Raw genomic sequence first — 17,672 nt, 5'->3', positions numbered from 1 at the left:
ACTTAGTTCCCTACGGCAGCGAGCAGGCTCTGCAGCATTTCATCGACGGTCGAGATGATCTTCGACGAGGCCGAATAGGTGCGCTCGACCTGGAGCATCAAGGCCATCTCGTCGTCCATGTTGACGCCGTTGACGTTGGACAACGCCGTGATGCTGCGGTTGAGCAGCGTGCTCTGGTACTCGGAGTTGTCGTTGGCGGCCTTGCGCTGGTTTTCGATCCAGCTTGCCGAGGACGATGCGAAGTCGATCAGGCTGCCGCTCGGCTTGCCTTGCGTCGTTGCATCGAACGGCTGCGAGGCATCCATGCCGCCGATGAGCTGCTGCAGCCGGGTCGAATAACCGCCGTTGCCGGCGGTGTTGTATTGATAGGCGGGGTTGCCGCTGATCGCACCGTCGCGCAGCAGATTCGGGTTGCCGCCCAGGGCCGGATCGACCGATGCGGCGACCGAGATCGTGCCGGCGAGGCCCACCGAGACGGTTGCGCTCGCCGGCATCGCCGGCGCGCCCGGATAGGTGAAGAGACCGGGAACGTCGGGCAGTGCCGCGGCGGTCTGATCGCTTTCCCTAAACGTATTGATCAGGCCGCGCGCGATTTCGTCGAGCTGGCTCTGATAGGTGACGGTGTCCTGGTCGCGCAGCTGAGCCAGCCCTGCGAGCTTGCCCGACTTCAGCGGCATCACCGAATTGGCCCCGGTCACGGGTACGCCGTCGATGTAGACGGCATTGCCCGTGGTGCCGGCGGTGTAGGCGGTCGTCGGCGCAAAGCTCACCGACCGCGCCGTCTTGTCGAACAGCACGACGCCGCTGTCGGCGTAGAGCGCCGCGTCGCCGTTGGGCCGGATCGACATGGTGACGCCGACCTCCTGCGACAGCTGCGAGACGATGCTGTCGCGCTGATCGAGGTAGTCGGTGATGTCGTCGCCGGAGATCGTGCCCTTCACGATCGCCGTGTTCACGGTCTCGAACTGGGAGAGCAGCTGGTTGATGTTCTGAACCGACGTCTTCATGTCGGCATCGGCGCTCTCGCGGACCGACTGCACGGTCCGGGTCGCCTGGTTGAGCGCGGTCGCCATGTCCTTGGCGGACGCGACCGCCGCCTGTGCCAGCGTGGTGTTGTCAGGGGCGTTGGCATATTTCTGCAATGCCTGCTTCAGCGCATTGAGCTGCGCCGTCGGCGACTGGTCGAGCTCGGGATCGTCCACCGTCGCGGTGGCGATCTTCTGCAGGCCGTCATAGATCGCGGTTTGCTTGGCGGACGACGAGGTCGCGATCAGGACGTTGTTGTAGAGGCCCGAGCTGGCGGCGCGCTGGATCGCCGCGACATAGACGCCGGTGCCGGGCAGATTGTCCAGCACGGTGAGCTTGCGCGAATAGCCGGTGGCGCTGGCACCGGCGATGTTGCGCGAGATGACCGACGACTGGATGCTCGACGCCATGAGCGAGGAGCGAGCCGAGTTGAGAGCGGCGGTAAGCGACATGGCGTGCTCTTGCCCGAAACGAGCGCCGAAGAATTCAGCGCTTCAGGTTGACGACGACGTCCAGCAGATCCGCGCCGGTCTGGAACGATTTCGAGTTCGCCGTGAAGCCGCGCTGGGCTTCGATCATCGAGGTCAGTTCGTCCGCGAGATCGACGTTGGAATCTTCCAGCGCGCCGGATTTGACGGTGCCGAGACCGCCCTGGCCGGCGAGGCCAACCTGCACGTTTCCGGACTCCAGGTTCGGCGAATAGACGTTGCCGACTTCGGGCGTCAGATGGTCCGGGCTCGGCACCGTGGCGAGCGCGATCTGGAAGCTCGGTAGCGTGGTGCCGTTCTTGAGGACGGCGGTGACGACGCCCTTGTCGTCGATGTTCACCTTCTCCACGGCGGACGGAGCATTGCCGTCGACCGTCGCCTTGAAATCGAAGGCGGCAGCGACCTGGGTCATGGCCGACATATCGATATTGAAGGCGGCGGAACCGCCCGGGATCGCGACCGAGAGCGCCGTCGGGCTCGCAGCGGCCAATTTGCCCTTGCCGGTCGCGGTGACGTCGAAGGTGAACGTGGTTGCGGGGCCCGGCGTCGTCAACGCAGTGGCGCCGTTGTAGACCTGGATATCCCAGGTATTGGCGCCCGTCTTGGCAGCGTAGACGTCGAGCGTCACGGCATTGCCGATATTATCGTAGGTCACCATCGACGTCTTCGACGTGTAGTTGGCGGGCCCTGCCGGCGCTGCGATCGCGGTTGCGCTCGGATCGAGATTGGCGGCCACGGTCGCCTTGGTCGATGGCGCGGCCTGCAGCGCCATCTGGTTGACGTTGATGACCTGAAGACCGCCGAAACCGTTGGCGGCGACGTTGGGCACGGCACCGTTCGCGATGTTGTAGCCCATCAGCTGGAAGCCGGCTGTGTTGACGAGGTTGCCGGTTTCGTCGGGCACGAACGCGCCCGCACGGGTGAGGAAGTTATTTCCGTTCGCGTCCTGCACGACGAAGAATCCGTTGCCCTGGACCGCAAGATCCGTCGTCGATGTCGTGAAGTGATAGTTGCCGGCGTCGGAGATGGCATAACGGACGGTGGTTTCGACCGCGCCGGAATCGTAATTGCCGGAGCCGCTCTTCAGGATCAGCGAGGAGAACTCCGTCGAAGCCCGCTTGTAGCCCGTCGTGTTGACGTTGGCGATGTTGTCCGAGACCGTCGACAGCTTGTTGGACTGCGCGTTCATCCCGGAAACGCCGGTGCGCATAACACCATACAGGCTCATGAATTGGACTCCTTGGTCAGGTTGCAGCTACAATGCGGGGTCTTGCTTGCGCGGGGCTGATGATTGGGCGCGATGCACAACTTCATGTTGTCAGGTCGTTTTCGGCTGACAGAAGGAGCGAGCCTTGTCGGTCCACGCGCCGAAGCCGCTCGAGACGAGGTGCGCGACGATGTGACAGACGTAGCGCTTCTGCGCCGGCTGATTGTTGGGACCTGCGTTGTAGCGGGCGACGGCCATGGTCCAGCTGCCTTCGCGCTGCTTCAACTCCTTGAGGAAGCGCGCGGCGTATTGGACGTTCCTGGCGGGATCGAACATCGCCCGCACCGAAACGAACTTGTCGCCGTGGTAATAATGGTTGATCTGCATGCATCCGAGGTCGATCAATTTGATCCCCTTGGTGCGCATGGTCTCGAAATTCGCGATTGCATCATCCATGTCCTTGGCGAACACGGTCTGGCCGTCGGCACCGAGAGCATAGGGATGGAGCGCGCCGCGCCGTCCGGTCTCGGTGAGCCCGACCGCATAGAGAATGCCGAGCGGAATCCCGTGCTGCTGCGCCGCGCGCGCCATCTCGCGCTCGCAGGGGCGCGCAGTTTCGGCGGCCGCCTGGGCCGCGCTCGCACTAGAGATAAACAGGGCCGCGACGATGATGCGCCGCCACATCCTGATCATGACGCGTCTCCTGGCTGAACGGGCGCTCCTGGCGAGCCTGCTTCGCGCCGCCGTCGGACTGCCCCGACGACGTGCCCCCACCGCCGAACGCGCCTTGCGACTGCGGCGAGGATTGTTGCTGGCCCGAGAGCTGCGGCTGCGACTGGCCCGAGCCGCTCTGAAATCCATCCAGCGAGCCGTGCTGGACCGGCGCGACGTCGGCGACATAGCCCGCCGACTGCATGAGATCGCGGATCTGGTCGCGCTGCTGGTCGAGCATCTGGCTGGTGTCCTTGCGCTCGGCCGCGAGCTGGACGGACACTTCGGTACCGACGAGGCGCAGGCGCACCGTGACGTTGCCGAGCGCGGGCGGTTCGAGATTGACGGTCAGGATCCTGAGCGGCTGATCCGGTGCGTTGGTCTGGGCGAGATCGGGCGCCGCGGACGCCGCCGCTGCCGACGGTTCCTTCAGCTCGGCGACGACTGCGTTGGCGACCTGCTGCGGAGCGTTGAAGTGCGCCGGTGGCAGATGGGTTTCCTGCTGGACCACGGTGACCTTGGTCGTCTCGGGCAGCGCGGCGCGCACTGAGGCCTTGGCAGCGCGCTCGACATCGGCCGTAACCGCCTCGAAGCCAGGTGATGCCGGCATTGCGCTCGAAGCCTCCGCACCTTGCGTCGGTGCCGGCTGCGGCGTGGCCATCGCCTGCGGCGCCGCGGCCTGCGAGCGTGCGCCGGCTTGGGCAGCACCGGATGGAACGGTATCGGCGGTCGCCACCTTCACGGTGCTTGGCGCCTCGTGCTTCGCCGAGGGGGGCCGCTCGTCGCGCGCGGGCGCGCCCTTGTCTGCGGACGGCAATTGCATCTGCGGCTTCGTGGCAGGCGCGGTAGCGATCTCCTGGCCGACCATGACAGCGATGCCGGATTGGTCCTGGCGATCCGTCCCGGCGACATCGTCGACCGGACGTGGTTTCTCCGTCGACTTTTCGGACTTGTTGTCGGAGGCCTCGTCCATGGACTTTGGATGTGCAGTTGTCGCCACACGTTCGCGCGGCGTCGCCTCCTTCGGCTTCTCCTGCTCGGTCGGGTGGATCAGGCGCGTGCGCAACGTTCCGGTCTTCGCGGCCGTCTCGCTGCCATCTTCGCTCAGTGCCTGCTTGGCGAGGTTCGAGACCGTGTGGAGCAGATCGTTGAACGACGAATTCGCCTGCGGTTTGGTTCCGGCGCCCTTTGCCGAGCGCGATCCGCGCACGTTGAGACTCTCGGCGAGACCGGAGAAGAGCTGTCCGGAGGTTCCATTGAGCTTGGTCATGGACGGCGGTCCTTGGTCAGGAGTTCGAGTTCGCCGAGCTGCTTCTGCGCGCGTGCGAGCGTCGCGGTCGATGACGCCAGATCGAGCCGCGCCGGCGTTGCCGGAGGCTTGTCCGCTGCTGCGGCGGATCCGCCCGCGAACGGCTTGCGGACGTCGAGCGCGAGCTGCACGGCGGCATTGAGAAGGGGGACGTCGCGCTCGGGCAGCTTCGACCGGTCGAGCGCCTTGAGTTCGGCGAGACCGCCGTCATATTCGTCGGTGAGCACCCGCGAGGCGCCGCGGAAGAAATGGGCGCGCTCGCGTTCCGCTGATGCGTCCGCGCTGAGCGTCAATGCCCGCTCGCCCGCAAGTCGGGTCATGGCCAGCCGTCCGCGCACCATCGCGGCGCGCGCGATCACGAGATAGAGCTTGAGGCGGCTGGCGCGATCGATCTGCTCCAGCAGGGCGGAGATCCGCGCAAAGCGGCGCTCGTCGAGTGCCAGGCTCGACTGCGTCAGCCCCGCGGAGAAGCGCTGCCAGAAATCGCCGGCATAGATCGAATTGCGGTAATGGCGGATATAGGCCAGCGTCAGGAACTCGAACTTCTCGAAATCCTCCGCCTGCCCCACCAGCAGGATCTCGCGCCGCAGCGCCGCCTCCTCGACCAGCGTGCCCGGCAACAGCAGGCGCGCATCGTCCAGACGCTCGATCGCGAGCGAGGCCTCGGCGCGCGCGAACAGCGCGCCCTGAACCAGCGCGACCTGTCCGCCCAGTCCTGAGGGAATGGTCCGCGGCTTGATCTCCTTGAGCAGCTCCCGCGCTTCCTCCTGACGACCCTCGACATAGGCGAGCGCACCATTGAACAGCCGCTCGTCGACGTTCATCTTGTCCCGCGGCAGCTTGCGGACGATTTGCGGCGCACCGCCGCTGAGCAGGTAGATGACGACCGCCTGGCCGTTCTGCGGATTGCTCCACACGGCGGGATCGGCCGCGAGAAACTTCTCCCCGATCTGCCGGATCAGCGCGATATGGCTGCCATGTGCAGCAGTGTCGCCGTTGGCGATGCCGTCCTGCACCGCTTGCAGCGCGCGGACGAGCTCATAGGGTTCCCCGCCCTGGGGCGCAGGCTGGGCAAGCGCATTTGCCGCCATGAAGGGCAGCAGCAGCCAAGCGGCGCGGCGCAGCAGCCTGATCAAGGGCGCTTCTCCCGGATCAGGATCTCGATCCGGCGGTTCTGGGCGGCCGCCGGGTCGTTCGGAAGCTTCGGCCGCCGATCGGCGTAACCTTCGATATGCTCGATCCGCCGCACATCGACGCCGGAGCGAACCAGCATGTAGTAGGCCATCTGCGCACGCGCGGTCGACAGTCGCCAATTGTCGTAAGCCTCCGACCGATACGGCCGATTGTCGGTATGGCCGCGGACGATGATCATGCCCTGGCGCTTCATCAGCAGCGGCCCGATCTTGTCGATCGCGCGGATCAGCTCGGGACGCGGCTCCGCCGAGCCGACCGCGAACATTCCGAAGCTCGCATCGTCGGTCAGGCTGATCAGGAGCCCCTCCTCGACTTGACGCACCTCGGCCGCCGGTCCCGCCCCTACCTTGATGTCCGACAGCGCCTCTGCGATCGCGGACTGAAGCTGCTTGAGGGTCGGCTGCTGCGTTTGCGCCACCTCGCGCGTTTCCGACTCCTTCGCCGTATCGTTAAGACGCGCCTGCGGGGCGGCGTTGGCCTGAACGCCGGCTTGGACGCTGCCCTCGCGTGCCGACTGCGTCGGTGCGGAGCCCGGCGGTAGCAGAGGCGACAGGCTTGCGTACGGGCTCTCCGGGTTCGGAGCCACGCTGCCGCCGGCATCATCCGTCCTGGTCCGGCGCGCCTGCGGCTCGCCCGGATTCGCGCCGGCTGCGCCGTCCCGCGCGGAGGCATTCGGCTTCGGCTCGTTCTCGATGAAGCGATCGGCGTCCTTGGACGCCTGCGGCGCCAGCTTCCAATAGCCGGGATCGAAGGGATCGCGATAGGCATCGCCCCCCTTGAGGCCGTCCTCTTCGGCGGAGGTCAGAGCGCCGGCGCGCCGCTGGCCACTAGACTGGTTCGCGCTATTGGCGATCTCGGCGAGCGTCGCATAGGGATCGCGGAACAGGACCTTCTCCTCGAAGGAGGCCGGCTTCTCGGCGGTCGGAGAGTCACCACGACGTTCTTCGTTCGTGCCAGCCGGCTGGCGCTTGCCGTCCTGACCTTCGAACGAGGTCGGCTCCTTCTTGGAGAGATTCTTCAGGCCCTTCGGCGCGGGGGCATTTTCCGCGAGCTGGATCGGGTTGAAATAACTCGCGACCACCTGCTTCTGGTCCTGGTTGAGCGCGTTGAGCAGCCACATGACCAGGAAGAACGCCATCATCGCGGTCATGAAGTCCGCATAGGCGATCTTCCAGACGCCGCCGTGATGCGCCTCCTCGGCGAAGGCGCTGCGGCGGCGGACGATCACGATCTCATGCTTGACCTCCTCCATGACGGACTACCGGCGCGCTTCCTTGAGGCGTTCGCTCCAGGCCGTGATCTGCGTCTCGATCACGGTCTGGTCGGCCACGACGCGAACCTCGAGCGTCTCGGCGGCCTCGTATGCGATGCCCGTTCGCCTGGATGCCTCGAGCTGCGTCTTCACGAGATCCAGCAGCTCGCTCGGGCCGGTGACCTTGAAGGCCGGCACCGACGAGTTGCCGGTCAGCACCGCGATCTGCTCGACCAGCGATCCGATCGCCTTGTCGCGCACCGCATCGGTGAGGAACGGCAGCAGGATCCGCGCCACCGAGCTTGCGATGTTGGTTTCGATCTCGCGGCACGCCGCCTCGAAGCCGCTGACGATCGCGACCGCCTGCTGGTCGGACCATTTGGCCCGCTCCTCGCCGAGCCGGATCGCACTGCGGACGCGCTCCTCGGCCAGCTTGGCGTCGGCTTCCGCGACGCCCGCGGCATGGCCGCGTCGATAGGCATCGTCCAGCAGATTGACCGGCGGCGCTTCCGTCGCAGGCACCGGAGACGGCGCCTGAAGCTGCGTCTGGGCCTGCGGCTGCGCTTGAGGCTGCGGATCGCGCCTCGCCTCCTTCGGCCTGGTCAGCACGTCCTGGATTTTCGGCGGCGGAGGCGGCGGCGACTTGACCCGGCCATTCGCGTCGAACTGCGTCAGGAGTTTTCCGATTGCCGCGTTCATGCCGCCTCCTCGCGTCGCATCCAGTCTTTAAGGATCGCCGCCGCCTGCATCTGATCGAGCCGGACGATCTGCTCCAGCCGCTTCTGCGGCGTTCGCTGCATCTTGCCTTCGAGGTCTTCGACGAGGTTGAGCTCGGCCTCCTCGCTGTCGGCCAGCGCAAGGGCCGCCGAAGCTTCGAGCTGGGCGGCCTCGGTCGCCTCGACCTGCTCCTGCTGCGCGCGATGGGTCAGAATGCCGTTGACCGCCGGCCGCAGCCCGAACCAGACCAGCATCGAGGCCACGGCCAGGATCGTGATCGCGTTGATGACGCTGCCGAGCTGCTTGTTGATCATCTCGACGAAGCTGATCGGCGGCACCGGCGCCAGCTCGCGCGAACCTTCGATGAAGTCGACGGCCGTCACCTGGATCTGATCGCCACGCGCCTTGTCCAGCCCGCCCGCCGTCGCCGCGAGCTGGCTGATCTCGGCGAGCTTGCTGTCGATGATGGCCTGGTTGCTCTTGTCGCCGAGATCGGCGACCAGCCGCGCGCGGTTCACCAGCACGGCGATGAACAGCTTCTTGACCGAATAGCCATCGCTGACCGTCGTCGTGGTCTTGGACGAGACCTCGAAATTGGTGACGTCCTCGCGGCGGGTCTTGTCCTCGCTGGAGTTCTTGCCGCCGCCCGCATTCACCTGCTGGTCGGGGAGGTTCTGCTGCACCGTGGTCGGCGACGAACGGTCGGCGTTCTGCGAGGATTCCTTCTCGCGCACGGCCCGCACCGAGCGCTCGGCGCGGCTCTCGGGATCGTAGACCGTCTCGTTGATATGCCGCTTGTCGGTCGACAGTTGCGGAGCGACGCTCACCTCGAAATTGTCGAGGCCGAGATACGGCGTCAGCGCCTTGCGGATGTTCTCCTGCACCATGCCGCTGACCGTCTTCTGCAGGCTCGCCATCTTGGTCGGCGCGGCGCTGGCCTCGTCCTCTTCAGCGAGCAGCATCGAGCCGTCGGCATCGAGCACCGTCACCTTGTCGCGGCTCATGCCGGGAATGGCGGCGGCGACGAGATGCCGGATCGACTGCGCCGTGCGCGCCTCGATCGCGCCGTCGGTGCGCAGCACGACCGAGGCCGAAGGCGGCTGCTGCGTCGCGCGGAACGATCCGCGCACCGGCAGCACGATATGCACGCGCGCCGCCTTCACGCCCTTCATCAGCTGGACGGTGCGGGCGATCTCGCCCTCGAGCGCGCGCAGCTTGGTGACCTCCTGCATGAACGAGGTCAGCCCGAGCGAGCCGATCTTGTCGAACAGCTCGTAACCGGAATTGGCGCTGGTCGGCAGCCCCTTCTCGGCGAGCAGCATCCGCGCCTGCATGGTCTGGCTCGGACGCACCGAGACCGCATCACCGGCGGAATTGACGTCGAAGGTGATGTTCTGCTCGCGCAGCGCCGCGCCGATGCGCGTCACGTCTTCGCGGGTGAGGCCGGTGTAGAGCGTTTCGAACTCGGGGCGGCTGAGATAATAGGCGCCGCCGACGACGGTGACGAGAACCGCAAAGCCGATCAGTCCCAAGGCCATCAGGCGTCGCGGCCCAAGCTCCAGCAGATTGTTGAGCAGTTGCTGTACCTGCGCACGACTGAGCATATGACCTCGTACCAATGCGAATGGTGAGGACACTCAGCTGCCAACCTTGTCTGAAGGTTGCGCGATGCGCGAATGTGCGGGTTCGCTGGCGCGGCGTTGCAATTTTACAAGGCTGGACGACGCAATCGGTCTGGCAACCGCGAGCGAGCGCTCGGGCGCACGGCAGCCCGACCGGCTGCGGCGTGGCGCCAGAAGTATGACGTCGGGAGGTCGATTGCCGGCACATCGCGTGTCGGGGCGCCCACCATCACGGCGGGGACCGTGCTCCCTGAGGGAGCACGGTCGTTTTCGAAAGCGCCGCTTAGCCGCGGAACAGCGACAGGATGCTCTGGCTGTTCTGGTTGGCGATCGAGAGCGCCTGAACGCCGAGCTGCTGCTGGGTCTGCAGCGCCTGGAGCCGGGTCGATTCCGCGTTCATGTCGGCGTCGACGAGCTGGCCGACACCGCGATCCACGGAGTCCATCAGCGTCTTGACGAATTCCGTATTGGTCGAGATGCGGTTCTTGACCGCACCGAGATCGGCAGCGGCCGAGGCCACCGAGTTGATCGCAGCGGTGACCTTCGAGATGTAGCCATCGAGCGTGGTCTGGTCGGCCGCCGAGTCGGTCAGCGCGGAGATGTTGATCGTGTCGACCGAGGCGCTGGCGGCCACGGTGTCCAGAATGCCGGTCTGCGTGGTGGAGTAGAGCGTGTAGTTGGCGGTCGTGATGGTGATCGAACCGATCGTCGGGGTGCCGCCGACACGCGAGTAGGACGAGACGAGGTTGAAGCTCGTCGGGGTGGTACCCGTCGTGGTGCTCAGCCAGTTGATGCCGTTGAAGGTGGCCGAATTGGCCTTGAGCTTCATGTCCTGCTGGATCTGGGTGATGTCCGCCTGGATCTTGGTGCGGTCGATACCCGCGGTCTTGGCTTCGACCAGCAGCGCCTGCAGCTTGGTCAGGCCGGATTCCTTGTCCCCGATCACCGAGGTCAGAGCGGTGTATTCGGTGTCGACGGTCGCAGCCGACAGACCGAGCGAGTCGGAGACCGCGGACAGTGCGGCGTTGTCGGAGCGCATCGAGGTCGCGATCGACCAGTAGGCGGCGTTGTCCGAAGCAGTGGACACGCGCTGACCGGTGGAGATCCGGTTCTGCGTGGTGGCGAGTTGCGCGCTGACAGACCGCAGGGTCTGGAGCGCGGTCATGGCGGAGGAGTTGGTGAGAAGGCTAGAACCCATTTTGATGTCCCTTTGAAGATTGAAACGAGCTTAGGGGACATACCGGGCTTGCACCGGTACGACAGAGCGGCGTCATGCCTTTGGGCGTGCCGCAAACGCGGGTTCAAGGCCCAATCTGTCGTAGCGGCGAGGTTAACGAGCGAAGCTTGTGCGAGGCTTGTGGCTCTGTGCTCTGCCTGCAACTGGCAGCCGAAATGACGGCGTGCGCAGCGTAACGCCAAACGAAAGGGCCGCGCTTCGCGAGAAGCGCGGCCCTCCCCCGATGATCCAAGCCTTAGCGGAACAGCGACAGGATGCTCTGGCTGCTGTTGTTGGCGATCGAAAGCGCCTGAACGCCGAGCTGCTGCTGAACCTGAAGCGCGGCAAGGCGGGTGGATTCCGCATTCATGTCCGCGTCGACGAGCTGGCCGACACCGCGGTCAACCGAGTCCATCAGCGACTTCACGAACTCCGTGTTGGTCGAAATACGGTTCTTGACGGCACCGAGATTGGCGGCGGACGCGGCCACCGAGTTGATGGCGGTCGTGACCTGCGCGATGTAGCCATCGAGCGTGGTCTGGTCGGCTGCCGAGTCCGTCAGCGCGGAGATGTTGATCGTGTCGACCGAGGCGCTGCCGGCCACGGTGTCCAGAATGCCGGTCTGGGTGGTCGAGTAGAGCGTGTAGTTGGCGGTCGTCACGGTGATCGAGCCGATGGTGGGCGTGCCGCCGACGCGAGAATACGACGACACCAGGCTGAAGCTCGTCGGCGTGGTGCCGGTCGTCGTGCTCAGCCAGTTGATGCCGTTGAAGGTCGCGGCATTGGCCGTGCTCTTCATCTGCTGCTGGATCTGGGTGACGTCCGCCTGGATCTTGGTGCGGTCGATACCCGCGGTCTTGGCTTGCACCAGCAGCGACTGGAGCTTGGTCAGACCGGAGTCCTTGTCACCGATGACCGTGGTCAGAGCGGTATATTCGGTGTCGACGGTCGCAGCCGACAGACCGAGCGAGTCGGAGACGGCGGAGAGCGCGGCGTTGTCGGCGCGCATCGAGGTGGCGATCGACCAATAGGCGGCGTTGTCCGAAGCGGTGGCCACGCGCTGACCGGTGGAGATCCGGTTCTGCGTGGTGGAGAGTTGCGAACCCACAGACCGCAGCGTCTGGAGTGCGGTCATGGCGGTCGAGTTCGTAAGCAGGCTTGACATTGCGAATGTCCCTTTATGTACGCGTTTACATTTTCACGAGGGGACATACCGGGCTTTCACCGGTACGGAAGGGCGGCATCATGCCTTTGGACCGATCAGTATGGGTCCAACCCGCCGTGCCGCATTGCTAGCACGCCGAATCTTGCTTCCGGATTAAGATGGGCTTGAATTCAACAGTGAAATCATATGGTTAACATTACGCCCCGCTAACCATAACCAGTGCGTTTCGCTTAACCATAACGGCCGGCCGGCGATCGCGGCGCTCACGAGAACGAGCGGACCAGGCCGGAGGCCAGCAGATTCCAGCCGTCGATCAGCACGAAGAACAGCATCTTGAACGGCAGCGCGAGGATCGTCGGCGGCATCATCATCATGCCCATCGACATGGTCAGCGTCGCCACGATCATGTCGATCACCAGGAACGGCAGGATGATGAGGAATCCGATCTCGAACGAGCGCCGGAGCTCGGAGATCATGAAGGCCGGAATGATGACGCGCAGATCGATCCGCTTGTCGTCGAACTTCCTGCGGAAGCTTTCCGCGGCGAGCGCCTCGAAGGTCTGGAGATCCTTGTCGCGGACATGGGCCAGCATGAACTCGCGGAACGGATCCGTGATCTTCAGATAGGCCTCCTCCTCCGATATCTCGTTCTTCATCAGCGGCTGGACGCCGCTCTCCCAGGCCCGGTCGAAGGTCGGCGCCATCACGTAGAAGGTCATGAACAGCGCGAGACTGATCAGCACCAGGTTGGCAGGTGTGGTCTGGAGGCCGAGACCGGCGCGCAGGAACGACAACGCCACCGCAAATCGCGTGAAGCTCGTCACCATGATGAGCAGCCCCGGCGCCACCGACAGCACCGTGATCAGCGCCATCAGCTGGATGATCCGGCCGCTGGTCGAGCCGTTTCCGGGCGGCAGCAGGGAATTCAGGTCCGGAATCTGGGCCAGCGCCGCCTCGGGCAGCACGACCAGAACCAGCGCGAGCAGCAGGACTTTCACCCTCACTGGATCACCAGCGTCTCGATGATCAATTCACGGACCTTGCCCGACGAGCGGATATTGGCGCGCTCGGTCAGGTCGTCGCGCAGATGCTGGAGCCCGCGCGATCCCTCGAACTGGGTAACGGTCGCCGACCGAAGATAGGTCACGATGTCCTCGCTGATATGGGCGGCCAGAATGCCGGCATCCTCGTCGCTCATGCTGTCGGTCACCATCGAGGCTTCGATGCGCGCCCAATTGTTGGCCGGCGCGGCGAGATTGGTCACGATCGGGGACAATTTCCTGAGCCGCGCGCTGCCGGCGTAGCTCGACGCGATCGGCGGCGGGGTGGCGCTCTTCTTCGCGTCGGCAACGCGCTCGGCGGTTGCGATCAGATGCAGGCCGGCAACCGCGCCCGCGCCGATCGCGATCAGGGTCAGCACGACGATGGCGGCGATCAGGCGCATGGCGTCCCCTGCCATCGCGACGCGGTGCCGGTCTCAGAACGGTGCCACGGCATCATAGATCCGGTGTCCCCATCCAGGCTGCTGCACGTCCGACAGATTTCCGCGCCCGCCATAGGACACGCGCGCCTCGGCGATCTTGTCGTAGGAGATCGTGTTGGCCCGCGAGATATCGCGCGGACGTACGATGCCGCCGACGTTGAGCACGCGCATCTCCGTGTTGACGCGAAATTCCTGCGAACCGCTGATCATCATGTTGCCGTTCGGCAGCACGTCGGTGACGATGGCCGCGATGGACAGCTTGATGTCTTCGGTGCGGTCGATCTGGCCGTTGCCCTTGATCTGGGTGTTGGTGCTGAGATTGGCGTTGGCCGAACCCGTGTCTTTCCATCCGGCGACGTCCATCAGCCAGTCGAGCCCGAACTTCACCTGCGAATCGCGCGAACGGCCGGTCTTGTTGTCCAGCTTGGCCTTGTCCTGCATCGAGATTATCACCGTCACGACGTCGCCGGTGCGGCGGGCGCGGGGATCGCGGTAGAGATCGGTGCCGTCGTCCCAGGTGGAGCGGTAGCTGACGGGCGTGCGCATGCGCGGCGTCACCGGGATCGGATCGGCCTGCATCCGCAGGCCGCTGCCGACGGGCGACATCTGCGGACCGATCAGGACTTCGGCCGGATCATGATAGCACCCGGCCAGGAGCACGGACGCCGCGAGGAGGGAGAGGATCGGCTTGTTCATCTATTTGCTCTTTCCGTCGTCCACGCGACGCATGCCGCCGAGCAGGTCGGCGAGGTGCGCCGCGCGTGCCGTGTCCATCTCGTTGAAGATCGCGCTCGAGCTGCGCGGGCTGAGCTTGGCGAGCACGGCGGCGGCGGTCTCGTCGGCCATGCCGGCGATCTGGGTCGCCGCAGCTTCGGGCTTCATGCGCGAATAGATCTCGACGACGCTGGCTTCGGCCTTTTTCAGGAAGTCGTCGCGCAGCGCCATCCACTTCTCGTATTCGACGCGCTTGGCCTCGACTTCGGCGATGCGCTCGCGCAGCAGGCTCTCGGCCTTCTCGAGCTCCTTGAGCTGCCAAGCCAGCCTTGCGTCGACGGCGGGATCGGCGACGTTGCTGCAGAACAGGGCGATTTCGTTGTCGGGAGCCGGCGCGGCCTGCGGCAGCGCAGGCTTCGGCGGCGCCGTGACGCTGCCGGGCTTGGCCGGACGGACCGGCGCGGGCGCAGGTGTCGGCGTTTCCGGAGCCGGCACCGCGCCGGTGACGACGGGGCCCGAATCTTCAGCCGCCCATGCCGTGGCCCGGACCGACGCATTCTCGCCAGGTGTCGCGGTGGCCGGCGGCTGCGGCTTCTGCGGTCCGCCCGCACGAGCACGGGCGAAGGAGAGCAGGTTGAGCGGTTTCGAGGGCTTGGCCTCGTCCAGGGCGAGCACCGGCGAGACGCTCGCGAGCATTGTTGCCGCGGCCAGCAGGAGTAGTTTGGCTTTGTGATACAGCTTCAGCATCGGGCCGCGTGCGATTCTCGCTTCAGACCTGAGCATTGAGCGACCAAGCTTGCACGACGCTTGCGCATCATTGCACGATGACGTCGGCCTGCAGCGCGCCTGCCGTCTTGATCGCCTGGAGGATCGCGATGATCCCTGATGGCTTGAGGCCGATCTGGTTCAGCCCGCGCACCAGGCGCTGGAGATCGACCCCGCTCAGGATTGCCACCTGCGATCCGGCCTCGTTGGCTTCGACCACGGTCTGCGGGACGACCATCGTCTGTCCTCGCGAGAACGGCGCCGGCTGCGACACAACCGGCATCTCCGTGACGCGAACCGTCAGATTGCCGTGGGTCACGGCAACGGTCGATATCCGCACGTCGCGCCCGATCACGACCGTGCCGGTGCGCTCGTTGATCACGACCCGCGCCGGCGTGTCCGGCTCGACCACCAATTCGCCGATCTCGGCAAGGAAGCGGACAGGGCCGACATGACGCGGCTTCGACAGCACGATGGTGCGGTAGTCGCGCTCGAACGCGATCTGCGCGCGGTAGCGACCGCCGGCGTAGCGGTTGACGGCGTCGAGGATGCGCGTTGCGGTGACGAAGTCGGGATTCTTCAGCTGGAGCACCAGGAACTCCATCTCGTGGAGGCTTCCCTGCACCTCGCGTTCGACCAGCGCACCGTTCGGGATGCGTCCGGCCGTCGGCGTGCCCTGGCTGACGTTCTGCGCCTGGCCTCCGACGCTGTAACCGGCAACCGTGATCGCGCCCTGTGCCACTGCATAGACCGCGCCGTCCGCCGCGCGCAGCGACGTCATCACCAGCGTGCCGCCGAGCAGCGACGTCGCATCGCCGAGCGACGAGACGGTGACGTCCATGCGCTCGCCGGGCCCGATCGAAGGCGGAAGGTCCGCCGTTACCATCACCGCTGCGACGTTGCGGGTGCGCAGCGTGGTCGGCCGCGGGGGATTGTTCGTGCTCGTGGTCTCGTTCCTGACGTTGATGCCCATGTTCTCGAGCATCGACTGCAGGGACTGTTCGGTGAACGGCGCGTTACGCAGCGTGTCGCCGGTGCCATTGAGGCCGATGACGAGGCCGTAGCCGACGATCTGGTTTTCGCGCAGACCCTTGATGTCCGCGATGTCCTTGATGCGGACGGCGGCCTGGGCGCTGGCGGCAGACACCAGCAGGATGAGCGCAAGCAGGAGTCTGGTCATGACCCGTCCACGACCTTGACGGTGCCGTCCGGCTGGACGACGCCCCTGATGATCACGCCGGTGTCCGTGTTGCGCACCGGGATCAGCGCACCGGCCGCACCCGACTGCATCGCCGAGCCGTAAGTGACGATGGACAGGCCGCTGTCCTCGACCACGACCTTGACCATGGCGCCGCGCGCGACGGTCCAGGGATCCTCCACCGCATTGGTTGGAATGGGCTGGCCCGGCAACAGCGCGCGCCGCGCCATGCGGCCGACCAGGACCTGACGTCCCTCGATGAACATGGCAACGCCGAGCAGGCTCGGCGCGAAGGCGCGCTCGGTGATCATCTCTTCGCGGATCAGCTCGCCGGCGCGGATCGAGACGGCCGGCACGGGAAGCCGCTTCTCCTCGGCCGCGGCGCCCCGCGCCGCGACGAGTACCAGCAGTACGGCGGCCAACCCGCGCACGATCAGGCCCACCCTGTTCAACATCGAGACACCGGAACTAGCGCATGCCCTTCGAGACCGTCTGGGCCATTTCATCCGAGGCCTGGATGACCTTGGCATTCATTTCGTAGGCACGCTGCGCCGAGATCAGCTCGGTGATTTCCTTGACCGGGTCGACGTTCGAGGCCTCGAGATATTTCTGGTTGATCTTGCCGTAGCCGGCATCGCCCGGCAGCCCGACGACCGGCGTGCCGGACGCCGTGGTCTCCTTGTAGAGATTGCCGCCCAGCGGCTCGAGGCCTGCTTCGTTGGCGAAATTGGCGAGGTTGAGCTGGCCGATCTGCCGCGGATTCACTTCCGTATCGAGCTTGGCAAACACCTGGCCGGTGGCATTGACGGTGACCTCCACCGTTCCCTGCGGCACCGTGATCGCGGGGTCCAGCAGGTAACCGTCAATGGTGACGAGCTGGCCGTTGGCATTGGTGTTGAACGAGCCCGCACGGGTGTATTGCACCTCGTTGTTGGGGCCGAGCACCTGAAACCAGCCGCGGCCGTTGATCGCGAGATCGTAGGGGTTTCCGGTCTGCGTCAGCGCGCCCTGGATGTGCAGCTTGCGGATCGCCGCGGACTTGACGCCGAGGCCGAGATTGGCGCCTTCCGGAATCGGCGAGGAGCCGTTGGTGTTCGCGACGCCCTGCATGCGGTCCATCTGGTAGAACAGATCGGTGAACTCGGCGCGCGCCCGCTTGTACGACGTCGAGTTGATGTTGGCGATGTTGTTCGCGATGACTTCGATGTTGGTCTGCTGGGCGTTCATGCCCGTGGCCGCAATGGCGAGCGATTTCACTTGTCTCACTCCTTCAGATCAAATCGACATCCGAACGACTTCCTGGTAGGCCTGCACGACCTTGTCGCGAACCGCGACCGCCGTCTGCAGGGCCTGCTCGGCCGACATCAGCGCCTCCACGACGCGGCGCGTCGATTCCTTGCCCTGCATTGCCGAGATCGATGCGGCTTCGCCCGCCTTCAGCGTCCCGATCGCGTCGGACGTCACCTGCTTCATCACCGATTCGAAGCCGACATCGTCACCGGCCTGGACAGACGTTCTCGCGGCAGGCGAGACGGCCTGCGTCTCCGTCGCGCGGCTCGCCGCTTGCCCTGCGGAAATCGCGGTGGATGAAATCGCTTCAAGCAT

General features: G+C 65.5%; 18 protein-coding genes. All 18 read right to left on the bottom strand.

Annotated features, from left to right (window positions below; all coding sequences use genetic code 11):
• Positions 1-2: 2 nt before the first annotated feature.
• The 18 genes from flgK to N2602_RS09365 all read right to left on the bottom strand — a co-directional run bounded on the left by flgK (position 3) and on the right by N2602_RS09365 (position 17,672).
• The gene (flgK, locus tag N2602_RS09450) at positions 3-1,478 is read right to left on the bottom strand and encodes a flagellar hook-associated protein FlgK (RefSeq protein WP_260382468.1); all 1,476 of its coding nucleotides are present in this window, start codon (positions 1,476-1,478) and stop codon (positions 3-5) included.
• A 34-nt stretch (positions 1,479-1,512) separates the two neighbouring features.
• Positions 1,513-2,742: a flagellar hook protein FlgE gene (locus N2602_RS09445; RefSeq protein WP_260382467.1), complete on the bottom strand. Its 1,230-nt coding sequence runs from the start codon at positions 2,740-2,742 to the stop codon at positions 1,513-1,515.
• Between the two features lie 90 nt (positions 2,743-2,832).
• Entirely contained in the window at positions 2,833-3,414 is a 582-nt protein-coding gene (locus tag N2602_RS09440) for a transglycosylase SLT domain-containing protein (RefSeq protein ID WP_260382466.1), read from the bottom strand.
• Positions 3,365-4,702 carry a flagellar hook-length control protein FliK gene (locus N2602_RS09435; RefSeq protein ID WP_260382465.1) on the bottom strand — a complete coding sequence of 446 codons (1,338 nt, stop codon included), beginning with the start codon at positions 4,700-4,702 and terminating at the stop codon, positions 3,365-3,367. The genes N2602_RS09440 and N2602_RS09435 overlap by 50 nt, the downstream gene beginning before the upstream one ends.
• Complete coding sequence (locus N2602_RS09430) at positions 4,699-5,877, bottom strand: chemotaxis protein (RefSeq protein ID WP_260382464.1); 1,179 nt, start codon at positions 5,875-5,877, stop codon at positions 4,699-4,701. The genes N2602_RS09435 and N2602_RS09430 overlap by 4 nt, the downstream gene beginning before the upstream one ends.
• Positions 5,874-7,187 (bottom strand): MotB family protein, encoded by a 1,314-nt coding sequence (locus N2602_RS09425; protein WP_260382463.1) that lies wholly within the window; start codon positions 7,185-7,187, stop codon positions 5,874-5,876. The genes N2602_RS09430 and N2602_RS09425 overlap by 4 nt, the downstream gene beginning before the upstream one ends.
• 6 nt (positions 7,188-7,193) lie before the next feature.
• Positions 7,194-7,886 (bottom strand): hypothetical protein, encoded by a 693-nt coding sequence (locus N2602_RS09420; protein ID WP_172786952.1) that lies wholly within the window; start codon positions 7,884-7,886, stop codon positions 7,194-7,196.
• Complete coding sequence (gene fliF / locus N2602_RS09415; RefSeq protein WP_260382462.1) at positions 7,883-9,508, bottom strand: flagellar basal-body MS-ring/collar protein FliF; 1,626 nt, start codon at positions 9,506-9,508, stop codon at positions 7,883-7,885. Before fliF ends, N2602_RS09420 begins: the two co-directional genes overlap by 4 nt.
• Before the next feature lie 301 nt (positions 9,509-9,809).
• The gene (locus N2602_RS09410) at positions 9,810-10,724 is read right to left on the bottom strand and encodes a flagellin (protein ID WP_172786954.1); all 915 of its coding nucleotides are present in this window, start codon (positions 10,722-10,724) and stop codon (positions 9,810-9,812) included.
• Between the two features lie 274 nt (positions 10,725-10,998).
• Positions 10,999-11,907: a flagellin gene (locus tag N2602_RS09405; protein WP_172786955.1), complete on the bottom strand. Its 909-nt coding sequence runs from the start codon at positions 11,905-11,907 to the stop codon at positions 10,999-11,001.
• A gap of 263 nt (positions 11,908-12,170) precedes the next feature.
• Positions 12,171-12,911, bottom strand: a complete 741-nt coding sequence (gene fliP, locus N2602_RS09400; RefSeq protein ID WP_128263897.1) for a flagellar type III secretion system pore protein FliP — start codon at positions 12,909-12,911, stop codon at positions 12,171-12,173.
• Positions 12,908-13,351: a flagellar basal body-associated FliL family protein gene (locus N2602_RS09395; protein ID WP_172786956.1), complete on the bottom strand. Its 444-nt coding sequence runs from the start codon at positions 13,349-13,351 to the stop codon at positions 12,908-12,910. Before N2602_RS09395 ends, fliP begins: the two co-directional genes overlap by 4 nt.
• A gap of 33 nt (positions 13,352-13,384) precedes the next feature.
• Positions 13,385-14,086, bottom strand: a complete 702-nt coding sequence (gene flgH / locus N2602_RS09390; protein ID WP_172786957.1) for a flagellar basal body L-ring protein FlgH — start codon at positions 14,084-14,086, stop codon at positions 13,385-13,387.
• Positions 14,087-14,851 (bottom strand): MotE family protein, encoded by a 765-nt coding sequence (locus N2602_RS09385; protein WP_172786958.1) that lies wholly within the window; start codon positions 14,849-14,851, stop codon positions 14,087-14,089.
• A gap of 67 nt (positions 14,852-14,918) precedes the next feature.
• Positions 14,919-16,049, bottom strand: a complete 1,131-nt coding sequence (gene flgI, locus N2602_RS09380) for a flagellar basal body P-ring protein FlgI (protein WP_260382461.1) — start codon at positions 16,047-16,049, stop codon at positions 14,919-14,921.
• Positions 16,046-16,522 carry a flagellar basal body P-ring formation chaperone FlgA gene (gene flgA, locus N2602_RS09375; RefSeq protein ID WP_172786959.1) on the bottom strand — a complete coding sequence of 159 codons (477 nt, stop codon included), beginning with the start codon at positions 16,520-16,522 and terminating at the stop codon, positions 16,046-16,048. Before flgA ends, flgI begins: the two co-directional genes overlap by 4 nt.
• A gap of 13 nt (positions 16,523-16,535) precedes the next feature.
• The gene (gene flgG / locus N2602_RS09370) at positions 16,536-17,324 is read right to left on the bottom strand and encodes a flagellar basal-body rod protein FlgG (RefSeq protein ID WP_172786960.1); all 789 of its coding nucleotides are present in this window, start codon (positions 17,322-17,324) and stop codon (positions 16,536-16,538) included.
• Between the two features lie 18 nt (positions 17,325-17,342).
• A complete protein-coding gene (locus N2602_RS09365) occupies positions 17,343-17,672 on the bottom strand; it encodes a flagellar hook-basal body complex protein FliE (RefSeq protein WP_172786961.1) in 330 nt (109 codons plus the stop codon).

The organism is Bradyrhizobium sp. NC92 (assembly GCF_025200865.1).
Lineage (GTDB): Bacteria > Pseudomonadota > Alphaproteobacteria > Rhizobiales > Xanthobacteraceae > Bradyrhizobium.
Note: the sequence above shows the minus strand (reverse complement) of the source record. Positions and strands in the feature narration are given on the sequence as shown.

Coding starts and splice junctions, on each gene's coding strand:
- flgK (WP_260382468.1), bottom strand. CDS start 1,478: ATGTCGCTTACCGCCGCTCTCAACTCGGCTCGCTCCTCGCTCATGGCG.
- N2602_RS09445 (WP_260382467.1), bottom strand. CDS start 2,742: ATGAGCCTGTATGGTGTTATGCGCACCGGCGTTTCCGGGATGAACGCG.
- N2602_RS09440 (WP_260382466.1), bottom strand. CDS start 3,414: ATGATCAGGATGTGGCGGCGCATCATCGTCGCGGCCCTGTTTATCTCT.
- N2602_RS09435 (WP_260382465.1), bottom strand. CDS start 4,702: ATGACCAAGCTCAATGGAACCTCCGGACAGCTCTTCTCCGGTCTCGCC.
- N2602_RS09425 (WP_260382463.1), bottom strand. CDS start 7,187: ATGGAGGAGGTCAAGCATGAGATCGTGATCGTCCGCCGCCGCAGCGCC.
- N2602_RS09420 (WP_172786952.1), bottom strand. CDS start 7,886: ATGAACGCGGCAATCGGAAAACTCCTGACGCAGTTCGACGCGAATGGC.
- fliF (WP_260382462.1), bottom strand. CDS start 9,508: ATGCTCAGTCGTGCGCAGGTACAGCAACTGCTCAACAATCTGCTGGAG.
- N2602_RS09410 (WP_172786954.1), bottom strand. CDS start 10,724: ATGGGTTCTAGCCTTCTCACCAACTCCTCCGCCATGACCGCGCTCCAG.
- N2602_RS09405 (WP_172786955.1), bottom strand. CDS start 11,907: ATGTCAAGCCTGCTTACGAACTCGACCGCCATGACCGCACTCCAGACG.
- N2602_RS09395 (WP_172786956.1), bottom strand. CDS start 13,351: ATGCGCCTGATCGCCGCCATCGTCGTGCTGACCCTGATCGCGATCGGC.
- flgH (WP_172786957.1), bottom strand. CDS start 14,086: ATGAACAAGCCGATCCTCTCCCTCCTCGCGGCGTCCGTGCTCCTGGCC.
- N2602_RS09385 (WP_172786958.1), bottom strand. CDS start 14,851: ATGCTGAAGCTGTATCACAAAGCCAAACTACTCCTGCTGGCCGCGGCA.
- flgI (WP_260382461.1), bottom strand. CDS start 16,049: ATGACCAGACTCCTGCTTGCGCTCATCCTGCTGGTGTCTGCCGCCAGC.
- flgA (WP_172786959.1), bottom strand. CDS start 16,522: ATGTTGAACAGGGTGGGCCTGATCGTGCGCGGGTTGGCCGCCGTACTG.
- N2602_RS09365 (WP_172786961.1), bottom strand. CDS start 17,672: ATGCTTGAAGCGATTTCATCCACCGCGATTTCCGCAGGGCAAGCGGCG.